This is a genomic window from Kocuria sp. CPCC 205258 (assembly GCF_040981005.1).
GTDB classification, from domain to species: domain Bacteria; phylum Actinomycetota; class Actinomycetes; order Actinomycetales; family Micrococcaceae; genus Kocuria; species Kocuria rosea.
Map to the genome: position 1 here is coordinate 61,521 of NZ_JAVKPS010000011.1, position 16,555 is coordinate 78,075.

The window sequence follows — 16,555 nt, forward strand, 5'->3', positions numbered from 1 at the left end:
GGCGTCAGACGGTCGTCTCCTCGGCGGCCATGGGCCCCTCGGCCGGCTTGGTCCGGCCCGCGGTGCGGAAGCTGAGGAACCGCGACAGCCACGCGGCCAGCAGCGTCAGCAGGTAGTTGATGAGCACGAAGACCAGCGCCACCACGAACAGCGTCTGCAGGATGTTGCCGTCCCCGGAGCCCAGGCGCCGGGCGCTCGCGAGCAGCTCCGGGTAGGTGATGATGTAGCCCAGCGCGGTGTCCTTGAGGATCACCACGAACTGGCTGACCATCGAGGGCAGCATCGCGGTGAGGGCCTGGGGGAGCTCGATCATCCGCAGGGACCGGGAGGGCGTGAGCCCGATGACCAGGCCCGCCTCGCGCTGGCCCTTGGGCAGCTGGTGCACGCCGGAGCGGATGAGCTCGGCGATGACCGACCCGTTGTAGAACATCAGGCCCAGCACCACGGCCCAGAACGGCACGTTGGCGGGCTCCACCAGGCCGGCGCGGCCGATGCCCAGGTAGAAGAAGATCATCATCACCAGCACGGGCACGGCCCGGAAGAACTCGACCACCACGGTGCAGACGAAGCGTACCGGGGCCAGCTGGGACAGCCGGCCGAGACCGAAGACCAGGCCGAAGGCGATCGAGAGGGCCACCGCCAGCAGCGCGGCCCGCAGGGTCTCCCACAGCCCCGGGAGCAGGAAGTTCTCCCAGGCGCGGGCGGTGAGCAGCGGGGTCCACCGGTCGGCGTCGAGCTGGCCCTGCTCGGCGAGCGCGCTGAGCACCACCCAGGCGAGCGCGGCGATCAGCAGCACTCCCGCCACGTTGAAGAGCAGCGTGAGCCGGCGGGCACGCGGCCCCTGCACGTCGAAGAGGACGTTCTGGGTCTTGGCCATCAGCGCTTCACCGCCAGCTTCCGGGAGGCCCAGGTGGTCAGCAGGCCCACCGGGACGACGATGAGGACGAAGCCGAGCGCCACCACCAGGAAGATCGCGATGATCACGTCCGGGCGGAACTCGATCATGGTCTTCATGAGGGAGGAGATCTCGGTGACCGACGCGGCCGCGGCCACCGTCGTGTTCTTCGTCAGGGCGATCAGGGTGTTGCCGAGCGGGGTGATCGCCCCGCGCAGCGCCTGCGGGAAGACGATCAGCCGGGCCGCGGGCAGGAAGCTCAGCCCGATGGCCCGGGCCGCCTCGGCCTGCCCGGCCGGCACCGTGTTGACGCCGGAACGGATGGCCTCGCAGACGAAGGCCGCGTGGTAGAGGCTCAGGCCGATCACGGCGTAGAGGAAGAAGTTCCGGTTGAAGTCCGAGGAGAGGTTGATGCCGAGCTGGCTCCACACGCCCAGGACCAGGAACACGAGGATGATCGTCAGCGGCGTGTTGCGGAACAGGTTCACGTACGTGGTGCCCAGCAGCCGCAGGGACGCGATGGGGGAGATGCGCATCAGGGCGACCAGGGCGCCGAGGACCGCCGAGCCGATCGCGGCCCAGAAGGTCAGCTGCAGGTTGACCCAGAACGCGCCCGGCACGTCGTACTGGGCGAACAGACTGGCGAAGTCGGTCAGGTAGTCGTTCACGGGAGCTCCCGGGGAGCGGGCAGGTCCTGGGTCACGGAAGGCCCCTTCGTCGCGGATCGGTCGGCGTGCTGCGCGCTCGCGGTCCCGTGGCCGGCCGGTCGCCGGCCGGCCACGGGGCGCTCACGCGTCCGGGGTCACTCGCCGCAGGGCTCGGGCTCCGGCGGGTTGAGCTCGGCGTTGTAGGTGTAGTCGGCGCCCTCGGTGTTGGCCGTGACGGCCTCCTCCCAGGCGCCCTCGTCGATCATCTTGGTGATGGCCTCGTTGACCGCCTCGCACTGGTCGGAGCCGTCGGGCAGGCCCACGCCGTAGCGCTCCTCGGAGAAGGTGTTGCCGACCACCTTGAACTTGCCCTGGTTGGCGTCGGTCGAGGCGAGGCCCGCGAGGATGATGTCGTCGGTGGTCACGGCGTTCACCTGGCCGGACTCGAGCGCCGTGAGGCAGTCGGCGTAGCCGGGCTGCTCGACGAGGTTCACCCCGGGTACCTCCTCCTGGATGTTCGCGGCCGAGGTGGAGCCCGTCACCGAGCACAGGTTCTTGCCCTCGAGGTCCTCCGGGCCGGCGATCGTGGACTCGTCGGCGGTCACCAGCAGGTCCTGCCCGGCCACGAAGTAGGGGCCGGCGAAGTCCACGGTCTGGTCGCGCTCCTCGGTGATCGAGTAGGTCGCGAAGATCATGTCCACCTGGTCGTTGGCGAGCATGTTCTCGCGGTTGGCGGAGGGGGACTCCACCCACTCGATCTGGTCCTCGGAGTAGCCGAGCTCGGTGGCGACGTACTTCGCGACGTCGACGTCGAAGCCGGTGTACTCGCTGCCGTCGCGGAAGCCGAGGCCCGGCTGGTCGAACTTGATGCCGATCCGCACGGACTCGCCCGAGCCGCCGCCCTCGCCTTCCGCACCGGACCCGCCGTCGTCGCCACCTCCGCACGCGGTGAGGGTCAGGGCCGCGGCCGCGGCCATCGCGGCCAGTCCGAGGGGCTTGCTGCTGCGCATGGTGTGCTCCTTGCTGTGGAGGTGGTGGCGTGGGTCGGAGGGACGGGGGACGGTCAGTGGCCGAGGATCTTGCCGAGGAAGTCCTGGGCGCGCTCGGAGCGGGGGTTCGTGAAGAACTCCTCGGGGGTGTTCTCCTCGACGATCATGCCGTCGGCCATGAACACCACGCGGTCGGCGGCCTTGCGGGCGAAGCCCATCTCGTGGGTGACCACGATCATCGTCATGCCCTGCTTCGCGAGGGCCACCATGGTGTCGAGGACCTCGTTGATCATCTCGGGGTCCAGCGCGGAGGTGGGCTCGTCGAAGAGCATCACCTTCGGCTCCATGGCCAGGGCCCGGGCGATGGCGACGCGCTGCTGCTGGCCGCCGGAGAGCTGCGCGGGCAGCTTCTCGGCCTGGTTGTCGACCCCCACCCGGGTCAGCAGCTCCATGGCCTGCTTCTTCGCCTCGGCCGCCGACCTGCCCCGCACCTTGACGGGCCCCAGGGTCACGTTCTGCAGGACCGACTTGTGGGCGAAGAGGTTGAAGGACTGGAAGACCATGCCGACGTCGGCGCGCAGCTTCGCGAGGGCCTTGCCCTCCTCGGGCAGCCGCTTCCCGTCGATGAGGATCTCGCCGTCGTCGATGCTCTCGAGCCGGTTGATGGCCCGGCACAGGGTGGACTTGCCGGAGCCGGAGGGGCCGATCACGACCACCACCTCGCCGCGCTTCACCTCCAGGTTGATGTCCCGGAGCACGTGCAGGTCCCCGAAGTGCTTGTTGACGTGCGACATGCGGACCAGGGCCTCGGCCGTCCCCGCGGCGGAGGAGGCCGGAGCGGCGGCCGGCGGAGTGGCGTGTGACATACCGGAAAGATATCCCAGATTCGTTCTGCGTGATGCCGAACACGTTGCAATCGTGTTAATTGCTTACCCGTCCGTAGAAATGTTGCGGCGCCCCGGTCCGTCCGGCGGCGCATAGCCTGGAGGGCATGACCGAGATCCTCGTGGTGCTGTCCGGGCTCGTGCTGCTGCTCACGGTCGTGGGCGTCGTGGTCCTCGGCCGCGACCGCCTCGCCGAGCGGGTCGTGCCCGCCCGGGACGGGATCGCCGTGGCGCGCGCCCCCGGCGCGCCGCTCGTGCTGCCCGAGCACCCGACGGCGGAGGACGTGGAGCGGATCGCGTTCTCCGTCCGGCGCCGCGGCTACGACCCCGCGGAGGTCCACGCCGTGCTGGCCCACCTCGCGGACCGGCTGCCGCCGCCGGAGGACCCGCCGTCCCGCCCGGTGCCGGGGGCGTGAGCGGCCGGACGGCCGTGGCCCTCCGGTGGGCCCGGGCCCCCTGGTGGGCGCAGGCCCTGCTGGTCTGGGCGGCCTCCCGGCTCTGGGCCTGGGCCGTGTTCACCACGGTGGGCCGGCAGCAGGGCCCCGGTCCGTGGGGGGACGGCGCCCTGGGCTACCTCGAGTTCACCGGGACCTGGGACTCGGACTGGTACGAGCGCATCGCCCGGGAGGGCTATCCCGCGTCCCTGCCCCGGGACGCGGCCGGGCAGGTGCAGGAGAACGCCTGGGCGTTCTACCCGGTCTTCCCGCTGGTCGTGCGGGCAGTCTCGGCGGTCACCGGCGCGGGATGGGACGCAGCCGCGTCGGCCGTGTCCCTGGCCGCGAGCCTGGGCGCCGTCCTGCTCGTCCACCGGCTGTTCCTCCGGCTCGCCCCTCCGGCCACCGCCCTGTGGGGTGTCGCTTTCGTCGCGTTCAGCCCGGTCGCCCCGGTGCTGCAGGTCCCCTACGCCGAGTCGCTGCACCTGCTGCTGCTCGCGGGCGCCCTGCTGCTGGTGGCCCGGGGGAACCACCTGGCGGCCGCCCCCGTGGTGCTCCTGATGTGCCTGACGCGCCCGGCGGGGGTCCCCTTCGCGGCGGCCCTCGGGATCACGTGGTTCGTGCGCTCCGTGCGCCGGCACCGGGCCGGGGAGCTGCGCCGCGCGGCGGACGCCGTCGACGGGCTGCTCGGCCTCGCGGTCCTGGCGTGCGGCGCGGCCCTCGCCTGGCCGGCGATCGCGTGGGCCGTCACGGGCGAGCCGACCGCGTACACCGACACCGAGACGGCGTGGCGGGGCGGGGGAGGGCTGGAGCCGGTGGTGCCCTGGTTCGACGCCGCCGCCGGGCTGTTCGGCCCCGTGTTCGGGCTCGCCGCGCCCGTGCTGCTGGTCGCGGGCGGGACGGTGCTGCTGCGCACCCGCGTGGTGCGGGAGCGGCTGGACCTGCTCACGCGCGTGTGGCTGGCGAGCTACGGCGTGTACCTGCTCCTCTTCCTGCACCCCCAGAGCAGCACCTTCCGGCTGCTGCTGCCGCTGTTCCCCCTGGCCCTGCCGCTGGCCGCGGTCTCGGACTCGCGCGCCTACCGGGTGGCCTGCGTGGTGTTCGGCGCGCTGCTCCAGCTCGTCTGGGTCGGCTGGCTGTGGCACTGGAAGCAGCTGCCCGGGGGCGGGGACTACCCGCCCTGATCCCGTCCGCACCCCGCGCCGGCCACGCCGACGCGGACCCCCGGGCGCCGGGGTGGTCCGGGGCCACGGTTGCGGCTCGGATAGGATGGGAGCCACACCAATCGAGGAAGAGGAGTTCCCACATGGCGGCCATGAAGCCGAGAACCGGTGACGGACCGATGGAGGTCACCAAGGAGGGGCGGAGCCTGATCATGCGGGTGCCGCTCGAGGGCGGCGGACGGCTGGTGGTCGAGCTGAAGCCGGCCGAGGCCGCGGAGCTCAAGGAGTGCCTGGCCGGCGTCACCGAGTGACCACCGGCGCGGACGGCGGGGGGCCCGGCACCACGTGGTGCCGGGCCCCCCGCCGTCCGGACCCGTCCGGTCAGCGGCGGACGGCCAGCAGCAGCCCGGAGCCGGTCGTCAGCAGGGCGGTGCTGAAGCGCTCGTCCTCCCGGAACAGCCGGTGCACGGCCCGCATCGTCCGGGTGTTCTCCTCGCGGTTGGCCGGCTGCGCCACCTTGTCCTGGGACAGGGCGTCGTTGACCACGAGCATCCCGCCCGGGCGCAGCAGCCGGACGGCCTCCTCGGCGTAGTCGAGGGTCCCCTCGGGGTCGGCGTCGAGGAACACGAGGTCGTAGGCGCCGGCGCTCAGCCGGGGCATCACGAGGGATGCGCGGCCGGGGATCGTGCGGGTCCGGCTCGTCGGGATCCCGGCCTCCCGGAACGTGTCGCGGGCCGCGCGCAGCGCCCGGATGTCGGTGTCGATCGTGGTCAGCACGGACGTGCCGGGCAGACCGCGCAGCAGGGCGAGACCGGACACCCCGGCCCCCGTGCCCACCTCGACCACGGTGGCGGGCCGGGCCGCCGCGGCGAGCACCGTCAGGGCGGCGGCCGTCCCCGGGGTCACCGGGGGGATGCGCAGGGCGAGGGACCGCTCCCGGGCGCGGTAGGCGAGCTCGTCCTCGGCGGCGAACGCCTCGGCGTACGACCAGCTCGTCGTCTTGTCCGCGCCCATGGTCCGCCCTTCGTCGCTGTAGTGGATGCGCGCCATCCTACCGGCTGGGCCCGTCCGTCCGGCCACCGTCCAGTCGGCATCCAGCTTCCCGGTCGATCATGGAGACGATCACGACGTCTTCCACGGACCTGTTCGCGGGCCTCCTCACGGAGCGGTCCGTGCACCCGCTTCCGACGCCGACCGCGGCACGGGGCCGGGCACGGGCCCACCCGGAGCCCGCCGCCCCGACCACCGCACGAGGAGGACCGATGCCCCGCCCGGATCGCACCGCGCCGGCCCGCCCCAGCAGCGCGGTGCCCGTGGCCGCGGCCACCGTGAGCGCGGTGCTCACCCTCGTCCTGGGCTCCGGCTACGCGGTCGGTCGCACGGTCGTGATGCAGTCCGCGCACAGCGCCGAGGAGCGAGTGCCGGTCTCGGCCTGGAACGGCACGCACGGGGTGCTGCACGCGGACGAGGTGTCCGCGGACCTGCTGCGCACGGAGGGCTGGACGCTGCCCACCCTGGCCGCGGACGGCTACCGGGTGGGCTCGATGACCCGCGGCACCCTGTCCGGGCACCCGGTCGTGGCCGTCAGGCTGCACCGCGGCGAGGACGAGGTCGTCGTGGTGGAGCAGCGCGGGGGGATCGACCGCGAGAACCCCATGGACGGGCTGACCGGGCTGCCCGTGAGCGCCGAGGGCCTCGAGCGCGTCGCCGTGGAGGGCGTGCCGCTGTGGGTGGACGCCGGGCCGCCGTGGCGGGCGGTGCTCGTCGGGGACGAGGTCGTCTACACCGTCTCGGGGGAGTCCGGACCGTCCGCGATGGCCCACACCGTGGGCCTCGTCGTGGCCGACGAGCGGGGGCGCGTGGTGGAGCCGTCCCCGGGGGACCCCGGCGTCGTCGAGACGGTGCTGGTCGGCCTGCGCGAGATCTTCGGCTGACCGGCCACCGGCTCCCGGACTGGTAAAATCACTTCCTGTGCTCGGCATCAACGGCGGCGAAGCGATCATCCTGGTGCTCCTGGCCCTGTTCATCATCGGGCCGGAGCGGCTGCCGGAGTACGCGGAGAAGCTCAAGGAGCTGGTCAAGGCCGCCAAGCGCTACGCGACCGGCGCCACCGAGGAGCTCAAGGAGACCCTCGGGCCGGAGATCGCCGACGTCGACTGGCGCAGGCTCGACCCCCGCCAGTACGACCCCCGCACCATCGTGCGCCAGGCCCTCCTGGAGGACGACGAGCCGGCGGCGCCCGCCGCACCCCGGCCGCGCCCCGGCCCGGTGCTGACCCGCCTGGCCCCCGGCGAGCGGGCCCCCTTCGACACCGAGGCCACCTGAGCCGGCCCCCGCACACGCCGAGCGCGGGGCCGGCGGTGCGTCAGCGCGGCCCCAGGCCCAGCGGCCGTCCGGCCAGCCCGCGCGGGCGGGCGCCCATCGCGTCGGCGACGGCGCGCAGGGCGACCGCGGCGGGCGAGCCCGGCGCGGACCACACCACCGGACGGCCGGCGTCCCCGCCCTCGCGCAGGGCGACGTCGAGCGGCACGGCGCCCAGCAGCGGCACGTCGTAGCCCAGCCGCCGGGTCAGGGACTCCGAGATCCGGGTGCCCCCGCCGGCGCCGAAGAGCTCGAGCACGCTGCCGTCCGGCATCGGCATGCCCGCCATGTTCTCCACCACCCCGGCCACCCGCTGGCCGGTCTGCACCGCGAGCGCCCCGGAGCGCTCGGCGACCTCGACCGCCGCCTGCTGGGGCGTGGAGACCACAAGCACCTCCGCGGAGGGCAGCAGCTGGGCCACGGAGATCGCGATGTCGCCCGTGCCCGGCGGGAGGTCGAGGAACAGGTGGTCCAGGTCGCCGAAGTGCACATCCGTGAGGAACTGCTCCACGGCGCGGTGCAGCATCGGCCCGCGCCAGGCCACCGGCTGGTCCGGGTCCACGAACATCCCGATCGAGATGACCTTGAGCACCCCGGGGCGCCCGGAGTCCTCCCGAGCCTCCTCGGGGACGTCCACGACGGGGGGCAGGATCATGTCCCCCACCTGCGTGGGCGCCCGGTCGATGCCGAGCAGCCCGGGCACGGAGAACCCGTGGACGTCGGCGTCCACGATGCCCACCGACCGGCCGCGCGCGGCGAGCGCGGCGGCGAGGTTCACGGTGACCGTCGACTTGCCGACGCCGCCCTTGCCGCTGGTCACCGCGTGCACCCGCGTCAGGGAGGACGGGTCGTTGAAGGGGACGGTCCGGGTGTGACCCACCCGGTCCTTCAGCGCGGTGCGCTGCTCGGGGGTCATCACCCCGATCTCGACGTCCACGGTGCGCACCCCGGCCACGGTCCCCACGGCGTCCCGGACGTCCCGCTCGATGGTCGAGCGGAGGGGGCAGCCGCTGATCGTCAGCAGCACGTGCACCGCGGCGTGACCGGCGTCGTCGAGGCGGGCGGAGCGGATCATCCCCAGCTCCGTCACGGGCCGGCGCAGCTCCGGGTCGAGCACGCGGTCGAGCGCCGCGCGCAGGGCGGGGTCGAGGGTCTCGGGGGCGAGGACGTCGTCGGGGCGGGGCTCAGGCACGGGGGATCCCTCGGGTCTCGGGGGCGGTGGGGCGGTCGGGGTTGCGGCTCCTGCGGCGGGCGCCCCGCCTCTGCGGGGCCCCCGGTTCGTCGGCGTCCGGGGCGTCGTCCTGGGACTCCAGGATCTCCTCGAGCACCGAGCGCAGCTCCGAGCGCACGAAGTCGCGGGTGGCGACGTCGCGCAGCGCGATCCGCAGCGAGGCGATCTCGCGGGTCAGGTACTCGGTGTCGGCGAGGTTCTGCTGCGCCCGGCGGCGGTCCTCCTCCTGGGTCACCCGGTCCCGGTCGTCCTGCCGGTTCTGCGCCAGCAGCAGCAGGGGCGCCGCGTAGGAGGCCTGCAGCGAGAGCATCAGCGTGAGCAGCGTGAAGTTGAGGTCCTTCGAGTCGAACTGCAGCTCCCGGGGGGCGATGGTGTTCCAGCCCAGCCACAGGGCCACGAATACCGTCATCCACAGCAGGAACTGCGGGGTGCCCATGAACCGGGCGAAGCCCTCGGTCATCCGCCCGAAGGCGTCGGGGTTCGGCCGGAGCCGGTCCAGCAGACCGGGCCGGTGCTCGCGCGGCTGGTCGAGCGTGTTGCCGCGGGTGCCGACGCGGGGGCGCCGGGGCTCGCGCTCACTCATACCGCTTGCCCACCTTCCGGATCGGGGTCCCGTCGTCGGCGGTGCGCCAGTCGTCGGGCAGCAGGGCGTCGAGGACGTCGTCGATCGTGATCGCCCCGACCACCCGGTCGTGGTCGTTGACCACCGGGATGATCGTGAGGTCGTAGGTCGCGAGCTCGCGCGCGACGTCCTGCAGGGAGGCGAGGTCGGAGACCGGCTCGAACGAGCGGTCGATGAGGTTGCCCACCGCCTCCGGTGGGGGATACCGCAGCAGCTTCTGGGTGTGCACCATGCCGAGGTACTTGCCGGTGGGCGTCTCCAGCGGCGGGCGGGAGACGATCACGGCCGCCGCCACGGCGGGGCTGAGCTCCTCCTGGCGGATGTGCGCGAGCGCCTCGGCCACCGTGGCCTCCGGCGGCAGGATGATCGGCACGGGGGTCATGAGCGAGCCGGCCGTGCCCTCCTCGTACTCCAGCAGGCGCCGGACGTCCTCGGCGTCCTCGGGCTGCATCCGCGCGAGCAGCTCCTCGGCCTGGGCCTCGGGCAGCTCGTTGAGCAGGTCGGCGGCGTCGTCGGGCTCCATCTCCTCGAGCACCGTGGCCGCGCGGTCCGGCGCCATGTTGGTGAGGATGTAGACCTGGTCCTCCTCCGGGAGCTCCTCGAGGACGTCGGCGAGCCGGTCGTCCTGGAGCTCGTCGGCGATCTCGAGCATGCGCTTGGCCGACATGTCGTGGAGCTCGTCCGCGAGGTCGGCGGGCTGCTGCTCCTCGTGGGAGGCGACCCACTGGGTGGCCGGCTGGTGGCCCGCGGCGGAGGGGTCCCCCGCGTCCTCCCAGTCGATGATCAGCGTCTCGTTGCGGCGGCGCATCAGGCCACCGCCCGTGCCGGTGCGGCGCACGAAGAGCTGGGTGATCAGCCAGTCCCCGGTGTTGCGCTTGCGCTCCATGGCCATGTCCTCGACCGTGGCCGAGCCGGAGCCGTCGCGCAGCACCACGGTCCGGTCGAAGACCTCGCCGACGGCGAGGGTCTCCGCGCCGCGCTGCTCGAAGCGGCGCAGGTTCACGAGCCCCGTGCTGATGATCTTCTCCGCGTCGATGCTGGTCACGCGGGTCATCGGCACGAACACCCGCTTCTTGCCGAGGACCTCCACCACGAGGCCGACCACGAGGGGCCGGCGGGAGGAGCGGCCGTACCGGGAGCTGCCGCGCATGAGCACGACGACGTCGCGCAACCGCCCCAGACGGTCCCCCAGGGGGTCGAACACGTCGAGGCCGATCAGGCGCGCGATGAAGATCTTGTCGATGTGGCTGCTCACCGTACAAGACTACCCACCGGCTCCCCGGGCCCCCTCCCGGTGCCGGGCCCCGGGTGCGGGGTCAGGGACGCGGCCCCGGGTCGGGGCACGGTCCGGGAGCGAATGGGGGAGAATGGGGGCATGAGCTCGCCACGGTCCCTGCCCCCTGCCAGTCCCGCCGTCCGCGGTCTGCCCCGCGGGGAGGTGATCGGGCGCTACGCCACGTACGCCGACGCACAGAAGGCCGTGGACCACCTGGCGGACGAGCAGTTCGAGGTGGACCGGATCGCGATCGTCGGCAACGACCTGAAGTCCGTGGAGCAGGTGACCGGCCGGCTGAGCTATCCGAAGGTCGCGGGCCAGGGCGCGCTCAACGGCATGGTCTTCGGCGCGTTCCTCGGGATGATCCTGTCGCTGCTGGGCGGGGAGCAGTGGCTGTCCACGCTGCTCGTGTCGGTGCTGATGGGAGGGGCCTTCTGGATGCTGCTCGCCACCATCACCTACGCCATGCAGCGCGGGAAGCGGGACTTCACCTCCACCAACCAGATCGTCGCCACGTCCTACGACGTCGTGGCCGCCCCCGAGGTGGCCCAGCGCGCCCAGCAGGTGCTCCAGGGGCTGCGCGGGCTGCAGAGCCTGCCGCGGACGGCTCCCGCGCCGCGGCCCGCTCCGCAGCAGGGTCAGCAGCAGGGCCCCCCGCAGGGGATGCGGCAGGGCCCCCCGCCGCCCGGGACGCCGGGGCGGCCCCCGGCGGGGGCCCCGTGGCAGCGGCCCTCCCACGGCGCCGCCCCGGAGCCGGCCGGTGGACCCGCGGGTCCCGCGCCCGCGGTCCCCGCGGCGGGCCAGGGCGAGCAGGCCGACGCGCCCGGCCGCTCCGCGATGTTCCAGGACCTGCCCGACGGCCGGCCCCAGTACGGCATCAGGCTCCCCGACGGGGAGCCCGACGGGGACGCCGCCGGGCAGGGCACCGCCGGTCAGGACGCGGGCCCGGACCGGTCCGGGCCGCCGGCCGGCGGGAGCACGTCCACCGACGCCTCCCGCTGACGGCCGGCGGCCGCCGGCTCAGCTGGGGTCGACGCCCTCCCGGGCGTGCCACAGACCGGTCATCCACGCCTCGACCTCGTCCGGGGTGCGGGGCAGCCCGGACGAGAGGTTGACGTTGCCGTCCTCGGTGATCAGGACGTCGTCCTCGATCCGCACGCCGATCCCGCGGTACTCCTCCGGCACCGCGAGGTCCTCCGCCTTGAAGTAGAGGCCGGGCTCGATGGTGAACACCATGCCGGGCTCGATGACCCCGTCCACGTACAGCTCCCGCTTGGCCTGCGCGCAGTCGTGCACGTCGAGGCCCAGGTGGTGGCTCGTGCCGTGCGGCATCCACCGCCGGTGGTGCTGGCCCGCCGCGGAGAGCGAGACCTCGGCGGGCACGGGCAGCAGACCCCAGCTCTCCAGCCGCCGGGCCAGGACCTCCATGGCGGCGGCGTGCACGTCCCGGAACCGGTTGCCGGGCACCGCGGCGTCGAACGCGGCGTCGGCGGCGTCCAGGACCGCCTGGTAGATCCGCCGCTGCACCTCCGAGTAGCGGCCGTTCACCGGCAGGGTGCGGGTGATGTCCGCGGTGTAGAGGGAGTCGGCCTCCACGCCCGCGTCCACGAGGATCAGCTCCCCGGGGATCACCCTCCCGGTGTTGCGGATCCAGTGCAGGACCGTGGCGTTGTTGCCGCACGCCGCGATGGTGTCGTAGCCGAGATCGTTGCCGTCCGTGCGGGCGCGGGCGAAGAAGGCGCCCTCGACCATGCGCTCGCCGCGGTGGCGGTGGCCCGCGGCGGCGGGCAGCACGTGCACGATGTCGGTGAAGCCCGCGATGGTCGCGTCCACGGCCTCGCGCAGCTGCTCGACCTCGTGGGCGTCCTTGACGAGCCGCAGCTCCGAGAGCGCCTCGGCGAGCTCGCCGTCGAGGGCGTCCGAGGACTCGAGGTCCACCCCGGTGTTGATCCGGGAGGTGTCCACCAGGGCGTCGACGTTCAGGTCCACCTCGCGCACGAGCCGGACCCGCAGGCCGCCCAGGGCGGTGGGCCCGGCGTTCTTGGTGACCGCGTCCTCGAGGCCCCCGAGGTCCCGGGTGCGCAGCCCGTAGGCGGCGCCCAGCTCCTCGAGGGTGGGGCGGGGGCCCACCCAGAACTCGCCGTTCTTGGCGTCGGCGTAGAACTCCTTCGAGTCCCGGCCGGCCATGGGGTGGAAGTACAGGGTGGCCTCGTGGTGGCCCCCGTCGTCGCCGGCGCCCTCCTGGACGGGCTCGAGCACCAGCACGGCGTCGGGCTCGTGGTCCACGCCCAGACCCGTGAGGTGCGCGAACGCGGAGTGCGGCCGGAAGCGGTAGTCGGTGTCGTTGGAGCGGACCTTGAGCGGCCCGGCGGGGAGCACGAGCCGCTCGCCGGGGAACCGCTCGGAGATCCGCCGGCGCCGCTCGGCGGCGAAGTCCGCGACCGGGGCCCGCTCCACCTCGGTGGGCTCCGCCTCCGCCCACTGGGACGCCATGAACTGCTGGAAGGCGGCGGAGTCGGGGCGCTGGGACCGGTTCTCGACCCGGTCCGAGAGCGGCTGCGTCGCGTCCTGGGGTGTGGTGCTGTGCTCTGTCATGATTCCTTTCCTCGCGTCGTCGGTCTCATCGTGCCACGGGAGGCGGCGGGCCGTCCGGCCCGGACCGGTATCGTGGAGCGGGTGAAGATCGACCTGCACACCCACTCGTCCGACTCCGACGGCACGGAGAGCCCGGCGGACGTGGCCCGCGCGGCGCACGCGGCGGGCCTGGACGTCTTCGCCCTCACCGACCACGACACCACATCCGGGTGGCAGGCGGCCGGGGACGCCGCGGTGGCCCTCGGGGTCGCCTTCGTCCCGGGCATGGAGATCTCCTGCACCACCGAGGACGGGATCTCGGTGCACCTGCTGAGCTACCTGCACGACCCGCGGGAGCCGCGGCTGCTCGCCGAGATCGAGTCCTCCCGCTGCTCGCGGCGCACCCGGGCCGAGCGCATGGTCGAGCTGCTGTCCGAGGACTACCCGATCGACTGGGACGTGGTCCTGGACCACGTGCGCGAGGGCGCGACCGTGGGCCGCCCGCACATCGCCGACGCGCTCGTCACCGTGGGGGTCGTGGAGAACCGCACCGCCGCCTTCGCGTCGGTGCTGCACAGCCGCTCCCGCTACTACGTCCCCCACTACGCCCCGGACCCGGTGCACGCGGTGCGCCTCGTCCGGGCCGCCGGCGGCGTACCCGTCTTCGCCCATCCGCTCGCCGCGGCCCGCGGCCGGGTGGTCGGCCCGGAGGTCTTCGAGGCCATGATCGACGCCGGCCTCGGCGGGCTCGAGGTCGCGCACCGGGACAACCCCGACGACGCCCGGGCCCGGCTCGTCCGGATGGCCTCCGAACACGACCTGGTGGTCACGGGCGCGAGCGACTACCACGGGGCCGGCAAGCCCAACCGGTTGGGGGAGAACCTGACGTCCGTCCAGTCGCTCGTGCGGATCGAGGAGCAGGCCGGCTCCGGGGTCCCCGTGCGCTACCCCTGAGGGCCCCGACGCCCCCCGGGCGAGCCCGTGCTCAGTCCCACACGGTCGCGCCCGGCAGGCGGGCGCGCATGACCTCGATCGCCTCCGGGTTGCGGTCCACGCACACGAACCGCCGGTCCAGCTGCCCGGCGGCGGCGCCGAGCGTCCCGGAGCCGGCGAAGAAGTCCAGGACCCAGTCCCCGGGGGCGGAGCTCGCGGCGACCATCCGCCGCACCAGGCCCACGGGCTTCTGCGTGGGGTAGCCGGTCTTCTCCCGGCCGGTGGGGGAGACGATGGTGTGCCACCACACGTCCGTGGGCAGCTTGCCCAGCCGCACCTTCTCCGGGGTCACCAGGCCCGGGGCCATGTACGGCTCCCGGTCCACCTCGGCGCTGTCGAACAGGTACCGCTCGGGGTCCTTGACGTACACCAGGACGTTGTCGTGCTTGGCGGGCCAGCGGCGGCGGGAGCGCCCGCCGTAGTCGTAGGCCCAAATGATCTCGTTGAGGAAGCACTCCCGCCCGAAGATCGCGTCCAGCATCACCTTCGCGTAGTGCACCTCCCGGTAGTCCAGGTGCAGGTACAGCGTCCCGTCGTCGGCCAGCACCCGCCACGCCTCCCGCAGACGGGGCTCCAGGAACCCCCAGTAGTCGGCGAACGCGTCGTCGTAGCTGCGCAGGGCCCCCAGCACGGTCGTGTAGGAGCGGCCGGCGAAGCCGGTGCGGTCGCCCTCCCCGGCGGCGGCCGGGGTCACCGTGGACTCCCGCCGCCGCTGGGTGCGGCCCGTGTTGAAGGGCGGGTCCACGTAGATCATGCGGAAGGCCCCGCCGGGCAGCCGCCGCAGGAGATCCAGGTTCTCCGCGGCGACCACCGCGTCGGGGCCCCCGGCGTCGAAGGCGAAGGGGCTCACTCGCCGGCGGTGCCGCTCTGCTCCGGCGAGGCCGCGCCGCTGCGGCGGCGCCGGCGGCGCCGGGTGGTGCCGTCCGAGGTGCGCTCCACCGAGGTCTCCCGGGGCGCCTCGGGAGCCGTCTCGCGCGTCGCCGCCCGGGGCGCCCGGGCGTCCTCGCGCGGAGCGGACGACGTCGCGGCGTCGTCGCGGCGGCCGCGGCCGCCGCGCCCCTCACCGCGGCCGGAGCCGCCGCGCTCGCCGCGACCGGAGCCGCCGCGGTCGCCGCGGTCGCGCGAGCGCCCGTCCCGGCCTTCGCCGCGCGGGCCGCTCTTGCGCCCGCCGGGCTCGCCGAGGTCCTCGAGGACCTCGGCGCCGAGCCCCTCGTGGGTGCGCCTGGAGCGGGGGAGCCGGCCCTTGGTGCCCTTCGGGATGCTCAGCTCCTCGTACAGGTGCTCGGAGGAGGAGTAGGTCTCGCGGGGCTCGGGGATGCCGAGCTCCAGGGCCTTGTCGATCAGCCGCCAGCGCGGGATGTCGTCCCAGTCCACGAACGTCACGGCCGTGCCCTTGTTGCCCGCGCGGCCGGTGCGGCCGGTGCGGTGCAGGTAGGTCTTCTCGTCCTCGGGGCACTGGAAGTTGATGACGTGCGTGACGTCCTCGACGTCGATGCCGCGGGCGGCGACGTCCGTGGCCACGAGCACGTCGACCTTGTTGTTGCGGAACGCGCGCAGCGCCTGCTCGCGGGCGCCCTGGCCCAGGTCGCCGTGCAGCGGGGCGGCGGCGAAGCCGCGGGTGATCAGCTCGTCCGCGAGCTTGGCCGCGGCCCGCTTGGTCTTGGTGAACACGATCGTGCGCCCCCGGCCCTCGGCCTGCAGGATCCGGGCCACGACCTCGTCCTTGTCGAGGTGGTGCGCCCGGTAGACCACCTGGCGGATGTCCTTCTTGGTGGCGCCCTCGTCCGGCGCGGCGGCCCGGATGTGCATGGGCTTGGTCATGTAGCGGCGGGCCATGGCCACCACGGGCCCGGGCATCGTCGCGGAGAAGAGCATCGTCTGCCGGACCTCGGGCACGGCCGAGAGCAGCTTCTCGACGTCGGGCAGGAAGCCGAGGTCGAGCATCTCGTCGGCCTCGTCGAGCACCACGGCCCGCACCGCGGACAGGTCGAGGTGGCGCTGCCGGTTGAGGTCGATGAGCCGGCCGGGGGTGCCGACGACGACCTCGACGCCCGCCTGCAGCTGCTCGATCTGGGGCTCGTAGGCGCGGCCGCCGTAGATGGTGGCCACCCGGGCGTCGCGGGTCCGCGCGGCGGTGGCCAGGTCGTGGCCGACCTGGACGGCGAGCTCGCGGGTGGGCACCACGATGAGCGCCTGCGGGGCGCCCGGCTTCTTCAGCTGGTCCCACCCCGCGTCGCCGCGGCCCACGACGCGCTGGACCACGGGGATGCCGAAGCCGAGGGTCTTGCCCGTGCCGGTCTTGGCCTGCCCGATGATGTCCTGCCCGGACAGCGCCACCGGCAGGGTCATGGCCTGGATGGGGAAGGGGTGGACGATGCCCTCGGCGGCGAGGGAGTCCACGATGTCCTGGCGCACCCCGAACTCGGCGAAGTCCTGGGGCAGCGGCTCGGGGTGTTCGGTGGTCTCGACGACCACCTCGGGGGTGC

18 protein-coding genes are annotated in these 16,555 nt (G+C 73.7%); 7 read left to right on the plus strand and 11 right to left on the minus strand.

The window, feature by feature from the left end:
• Positions 1-4: 4 nt before the first annotated feature.
• From RF644_RS15760 to RF644_RS15775, 4 genes are all read right to left on the minus strand, one after another.
• The gene (locus tag RF644_RS15760; RefSeq protein WP_368797195.1) at positions 5-877 is read right to left on the minus strand and encodes an amino acid ABC transporter permease; all 873 of its coding nucleotides are present in this window, start codon (positions 875-877) and stop codon (positions 5-7) included.
• Positions 877-1,563, minus strand: a complete 687-nt coding sequence (locus tag RF644_RS15765) for an amino acid ABC transporter permease (RefSeq protein WP_035927416.1) — start codon at positions 1,561-1,563, stop codon at positions 877-879. Before RF644_RS15765 ends, RF644_RS15760 begins: the two co-directional genes overlap by 1 nt.
• 134 nt (positions 1,564-1,697) lie before the next feature.
• Complete coding sequence (locus tag RF644_RS15770) at positions 1,698-2,552, minus strand: glutamate ABC transporter substrate-binding protein (protein WP_133411328.1); 855 nt, start codon at positions 2,550-2,552, stop codon at positions 1,698-1,700.
• Between the two features lie 53 nt (positions 2,553-2,605).
• The gene (locus RF644_RS15775; RefSeq protein WP_206064071.1) at positions 2,606-3,334 is read right to left on the minus strand and encodes an amino acid ABC transporter ATP-binding protein; all 729 of its coding nucleotides are present in this window, start codon (positions 3,332-3,334) and stop codon (positions 2,606-2,608) included.
• A gap of 188 nt (positions 3,335-3,522) precedes the next feature.
• Between RF644_RS15775 and RF644_RS15780 the strand changes: the two genes are divergently transcribed.
• From RF644_RS15780 to RF644_RS15790, 3 genes are all read left to right on the plus strand, one after another.
• Positions 3,523-3,831: a DivIVA domain-containing protein gene (locus tag RF644_RS15780; RefSeq protein WP_035927412.1), complete on the plus strand. Its 309-nt coding sequence runs from the start codon at positions 3,523-3,525 to the stop codon at positions 3,829-3,831.
• Positions 3,828-5,033 (plus strand): hypothetical protein, encoded by a 1,206-nt coding sequence (locus tag RF644_RS15785; RefSeq protein ID WP_368797196.1) that lies wholly within the window; start codon positions 3,828-3,830, stop codon positions 5,031-5,033. The genes RF644_RS15780 and RF644_RS15785 overlap by 4 nt, the downstream gene beginning before the upstream one ends.
• Positions 5,034-5,155: 122 nt before the next feature.
• Positions 5,156-5,323 (plus strand): DUF3117 domain-containing protein, encoded by a 168-nt coding sequence (locus tag RF644_RS15790; RefSeq protein ID WP_017833415.1) that lies wholly within the window; start codon positions 5,156-5,158, stop codon positions 5,321-5,323.
• Between the two features lie 70 nt (positions 5,324-5,393).
• Here RF644_RS15790 and RF644_RS15795 read toward each other — a convergent pair whose 3' ends face one another.
• Entirely contained in the window at positions 5,394-6,026 is a 633-nt protein-coding gene (locus tag RF644_RS15795; RefSeq protein ID WP_031283004.1) for an O-methyltransferase, read from the minus strand.
• Positions 6,027-6,274: 248 nt separating this feature from the next.
• On the opposite strand from RF644_RS15795, the gene RF644_RS15800 reads away from it, so the two are divergent.
• On the plus strand, positions 6,275-6,946 hold the full coding sequence (locus RF644_RS15800; protein WP_368797197.1) for a hypothetical protein: 672 nt from the start codon (positions 6,275-6,277) through the stop codon (positions 6,944-6,946).
• A 37-nt stretch (positions 6,947-6,983) separates the two neighbouring features.
• Complete coding sequence (locus RF644_RS15805; RefSeq protein WP_017833419.1) at positions 6,984-7,337, plus strand: hypothetical protein; 354 nt, start codon at positions 6,984-6,986, stop codon at positions 7,335-7,337.
• Positions 7,338-7,377: 40 nt separating this feature from the next.
• On the opposite strand, the gene RF644_RS15810 is transcribed toward RF644_RS15805, so the two are convergent.
• From RF644_RS15810 to RF644_RS15820, 3 genes are read right to left on the minus strand one after another with little or no spacing between them, the layout of a single operon-like run.
• Complete coding sequence (locus tag RF644_RS15810; RefSeq protein WP_368797198.1) at positions 7,378-8,565, minus strand: Mrp/NBP35 family ATP-binding protein; 1,188 nt, start codon at positions 8,563-8,565, stop codon at positions 7,378-7,380.
• Positions 8,558-9,187 carry a DUF1003 domain-containing protein gene (locus RF644_RS15815; RefSeq protein ID WP_368797199.1) on the minus strand — a complete coding sequence of 210 codons (630 nt, stop codon included), beginning with the start codon at positions 9,185-9,187 and terminating at the stop codon, positions 8,558-8,560. Before RF644_RS15815 ends, RF644_RS15810 begins: the two co-directional genes overlap by 8 nt.
• Positions 9,180-10,481 (minus strand): CBS domain-containing protein, encoded by a 1,302-nt coding sequence (locus RF644_RS15820; protein ID WP_368797200.1) that lies wholly within the window; start codon positions 10,479-10,481, stop codon positions 9,180-9,182. Before RF644_RS15820 ends, RF644_RS15815 begins: the two co-directional genes overlap by 8 nt.
• A 120-nt stretch (positions 10,482-10,601) precedes the next feature.
• On the opposite strand from RF644_RS15820, the gene RF644_RS15825 reads away from it, so the two are divergent.
• Positions 10,602-11,504 carry a general stress protein gene (locus RF644_RS15825; RefSeq protein ID WP_368797201.1) on the plus strand — a complete coding sequence of 301 codons (903 nt, stop codon included), beginning with the start codon at positions 10,602-10,604 and terminating at the stop codon, positions 11,502-11,504.
• Positions 11,505-11,522: 18 nt separating this feature from the next.
• Here RF644_RS15825 and RF644_RS15830 read toward each other — a convergent pair whose 3' ends face one another.
• A complete protein-coding gene (locus tag RF644_RS15830; RefSeq protein WP_368797202.1) occupies positions 11,523-13,097 on the minus strand; it encodes an aminopeptidase P family protein in 1,575 nt (524 codons plus the stop codon).
• A gap of 81 nt (positions 13,098-13,178) precedes the next feature.
• Here RF644_RS15830 and RF644_RS15835 point away from each other — a divergent pair, with 81 nt between their 5' ends.
• Positions 13,179-14,030 carry a PHP domain-containing protein gene (locus RF644_RS15835; protein WP_031283018.1) on the plus strand — a complete coding sequence of 284 codons (852 nt, stop codon included), beginning with the start codon at positions 13,179-13,181 and terminating at the stop codon, positions 14,028-14,030.
• A gap of 31 nt (positions 14,031-14,061) precedes the next feature.
• Here the strand turns inward: RF644_RS15835 and RF644_RS15840 are convergent, their stop codons facing one another.
• Entirely contained in the window at positions 14,062-14,919 is an 858-nt protein-coding gene (locus RF644_RS15840; protein ID WP_035927400.1) for a site-specific DNA-methyltransferase, read from the minus strand.
• Positions 14,916-16,544 (minus strand): DEAD/DEAH box helicase, encoded by a 1,629-nt coding sequence (locus RF644_RS15845; RefSeq protein ID WP_368797218.1) that lies wholly within the window; start codon positions 16,542-16,544, stop codon positions 14,916-14,918. The genes RF644_RS15840 and RF644_RS15845 overlap by 4 nt, the downstream gene beginning before the upstream one ends.
• Between the last annotated feature and the right edge of the window lie 11 nt (positions 16,545-16,555).

What these genes read in the sequence shown, in the direction of transcription:
- RF644_RS15760 (WP_368797195.1), bottom strand. Translation starts at nt 877, where the DNA reads ATGGCCAAGACCCAGAACGTCCTCTTCGACGTGCAGGGGCCGCGTGCC.
- RF644_RS15770 (WP_133411328.1), bottom strand. Translation starts at nt 2,552, where the DNA reads ATGCGCAGCAGCAAGCCCCTCGGACTGGCCGCGATGGCCGCGGCCGCG.
- RF644_RS15780 (WP_035927412.1), top strand. Translation starts at nt 3,523, where the DNA reads ATGACCGAGATCCTCGTGGTGCTGTCCGGGCTCGTGCTGCTGCTCACG.
- RF644_RS15790 (WP_017833415.1), top strand. Translation starts at nt 5,156, where the DNA reads ATGGCGGCCATGAAGCCGAGAACCGGTGACGGACCGATGGAGGTCACC.
- RF644_RS15795 (WP_031283004.1), bottom strand. Translation starts at nt 6,026, where the DNA reads ATGGGCGCGGACAAGACGACGAGCTGGTCGTACGCCGAGGCGTTCGCC.
- RF644_RS15800 (WP_368797197.1), top strand. Translation starts at nt 6,275, where the DNA reads ATGCCCCGCCCGGATCGCACCGCGCCGGCCCGCCCCAGCAGCGCGGTG.
- RF644_RS15815 (WP_368797199.1), bottom strand. Translation starts at nt 9,187, where the DNA reads ATGAGTGAGCGCGAGCCCCGGCGCCCCCGCGTCGGCACCCGCGGCAAC.
- RF644_RS15825 (WP_368797201.1), top strand. Translation starts at nt 10,602, where the DNA reads ATGAGCTCGCCACGGTCCCTGCCCCCTGCCAGTCCCGCCGTCCGCGGT.
- RF644_RS15830 (WP_368797202.1), bottom strand. Translation starts at nt 13,097, where the DNA reads ATGACAGAGCACAGCACCACACCCCAGGACGCGACGCAGCCGCTCTCG.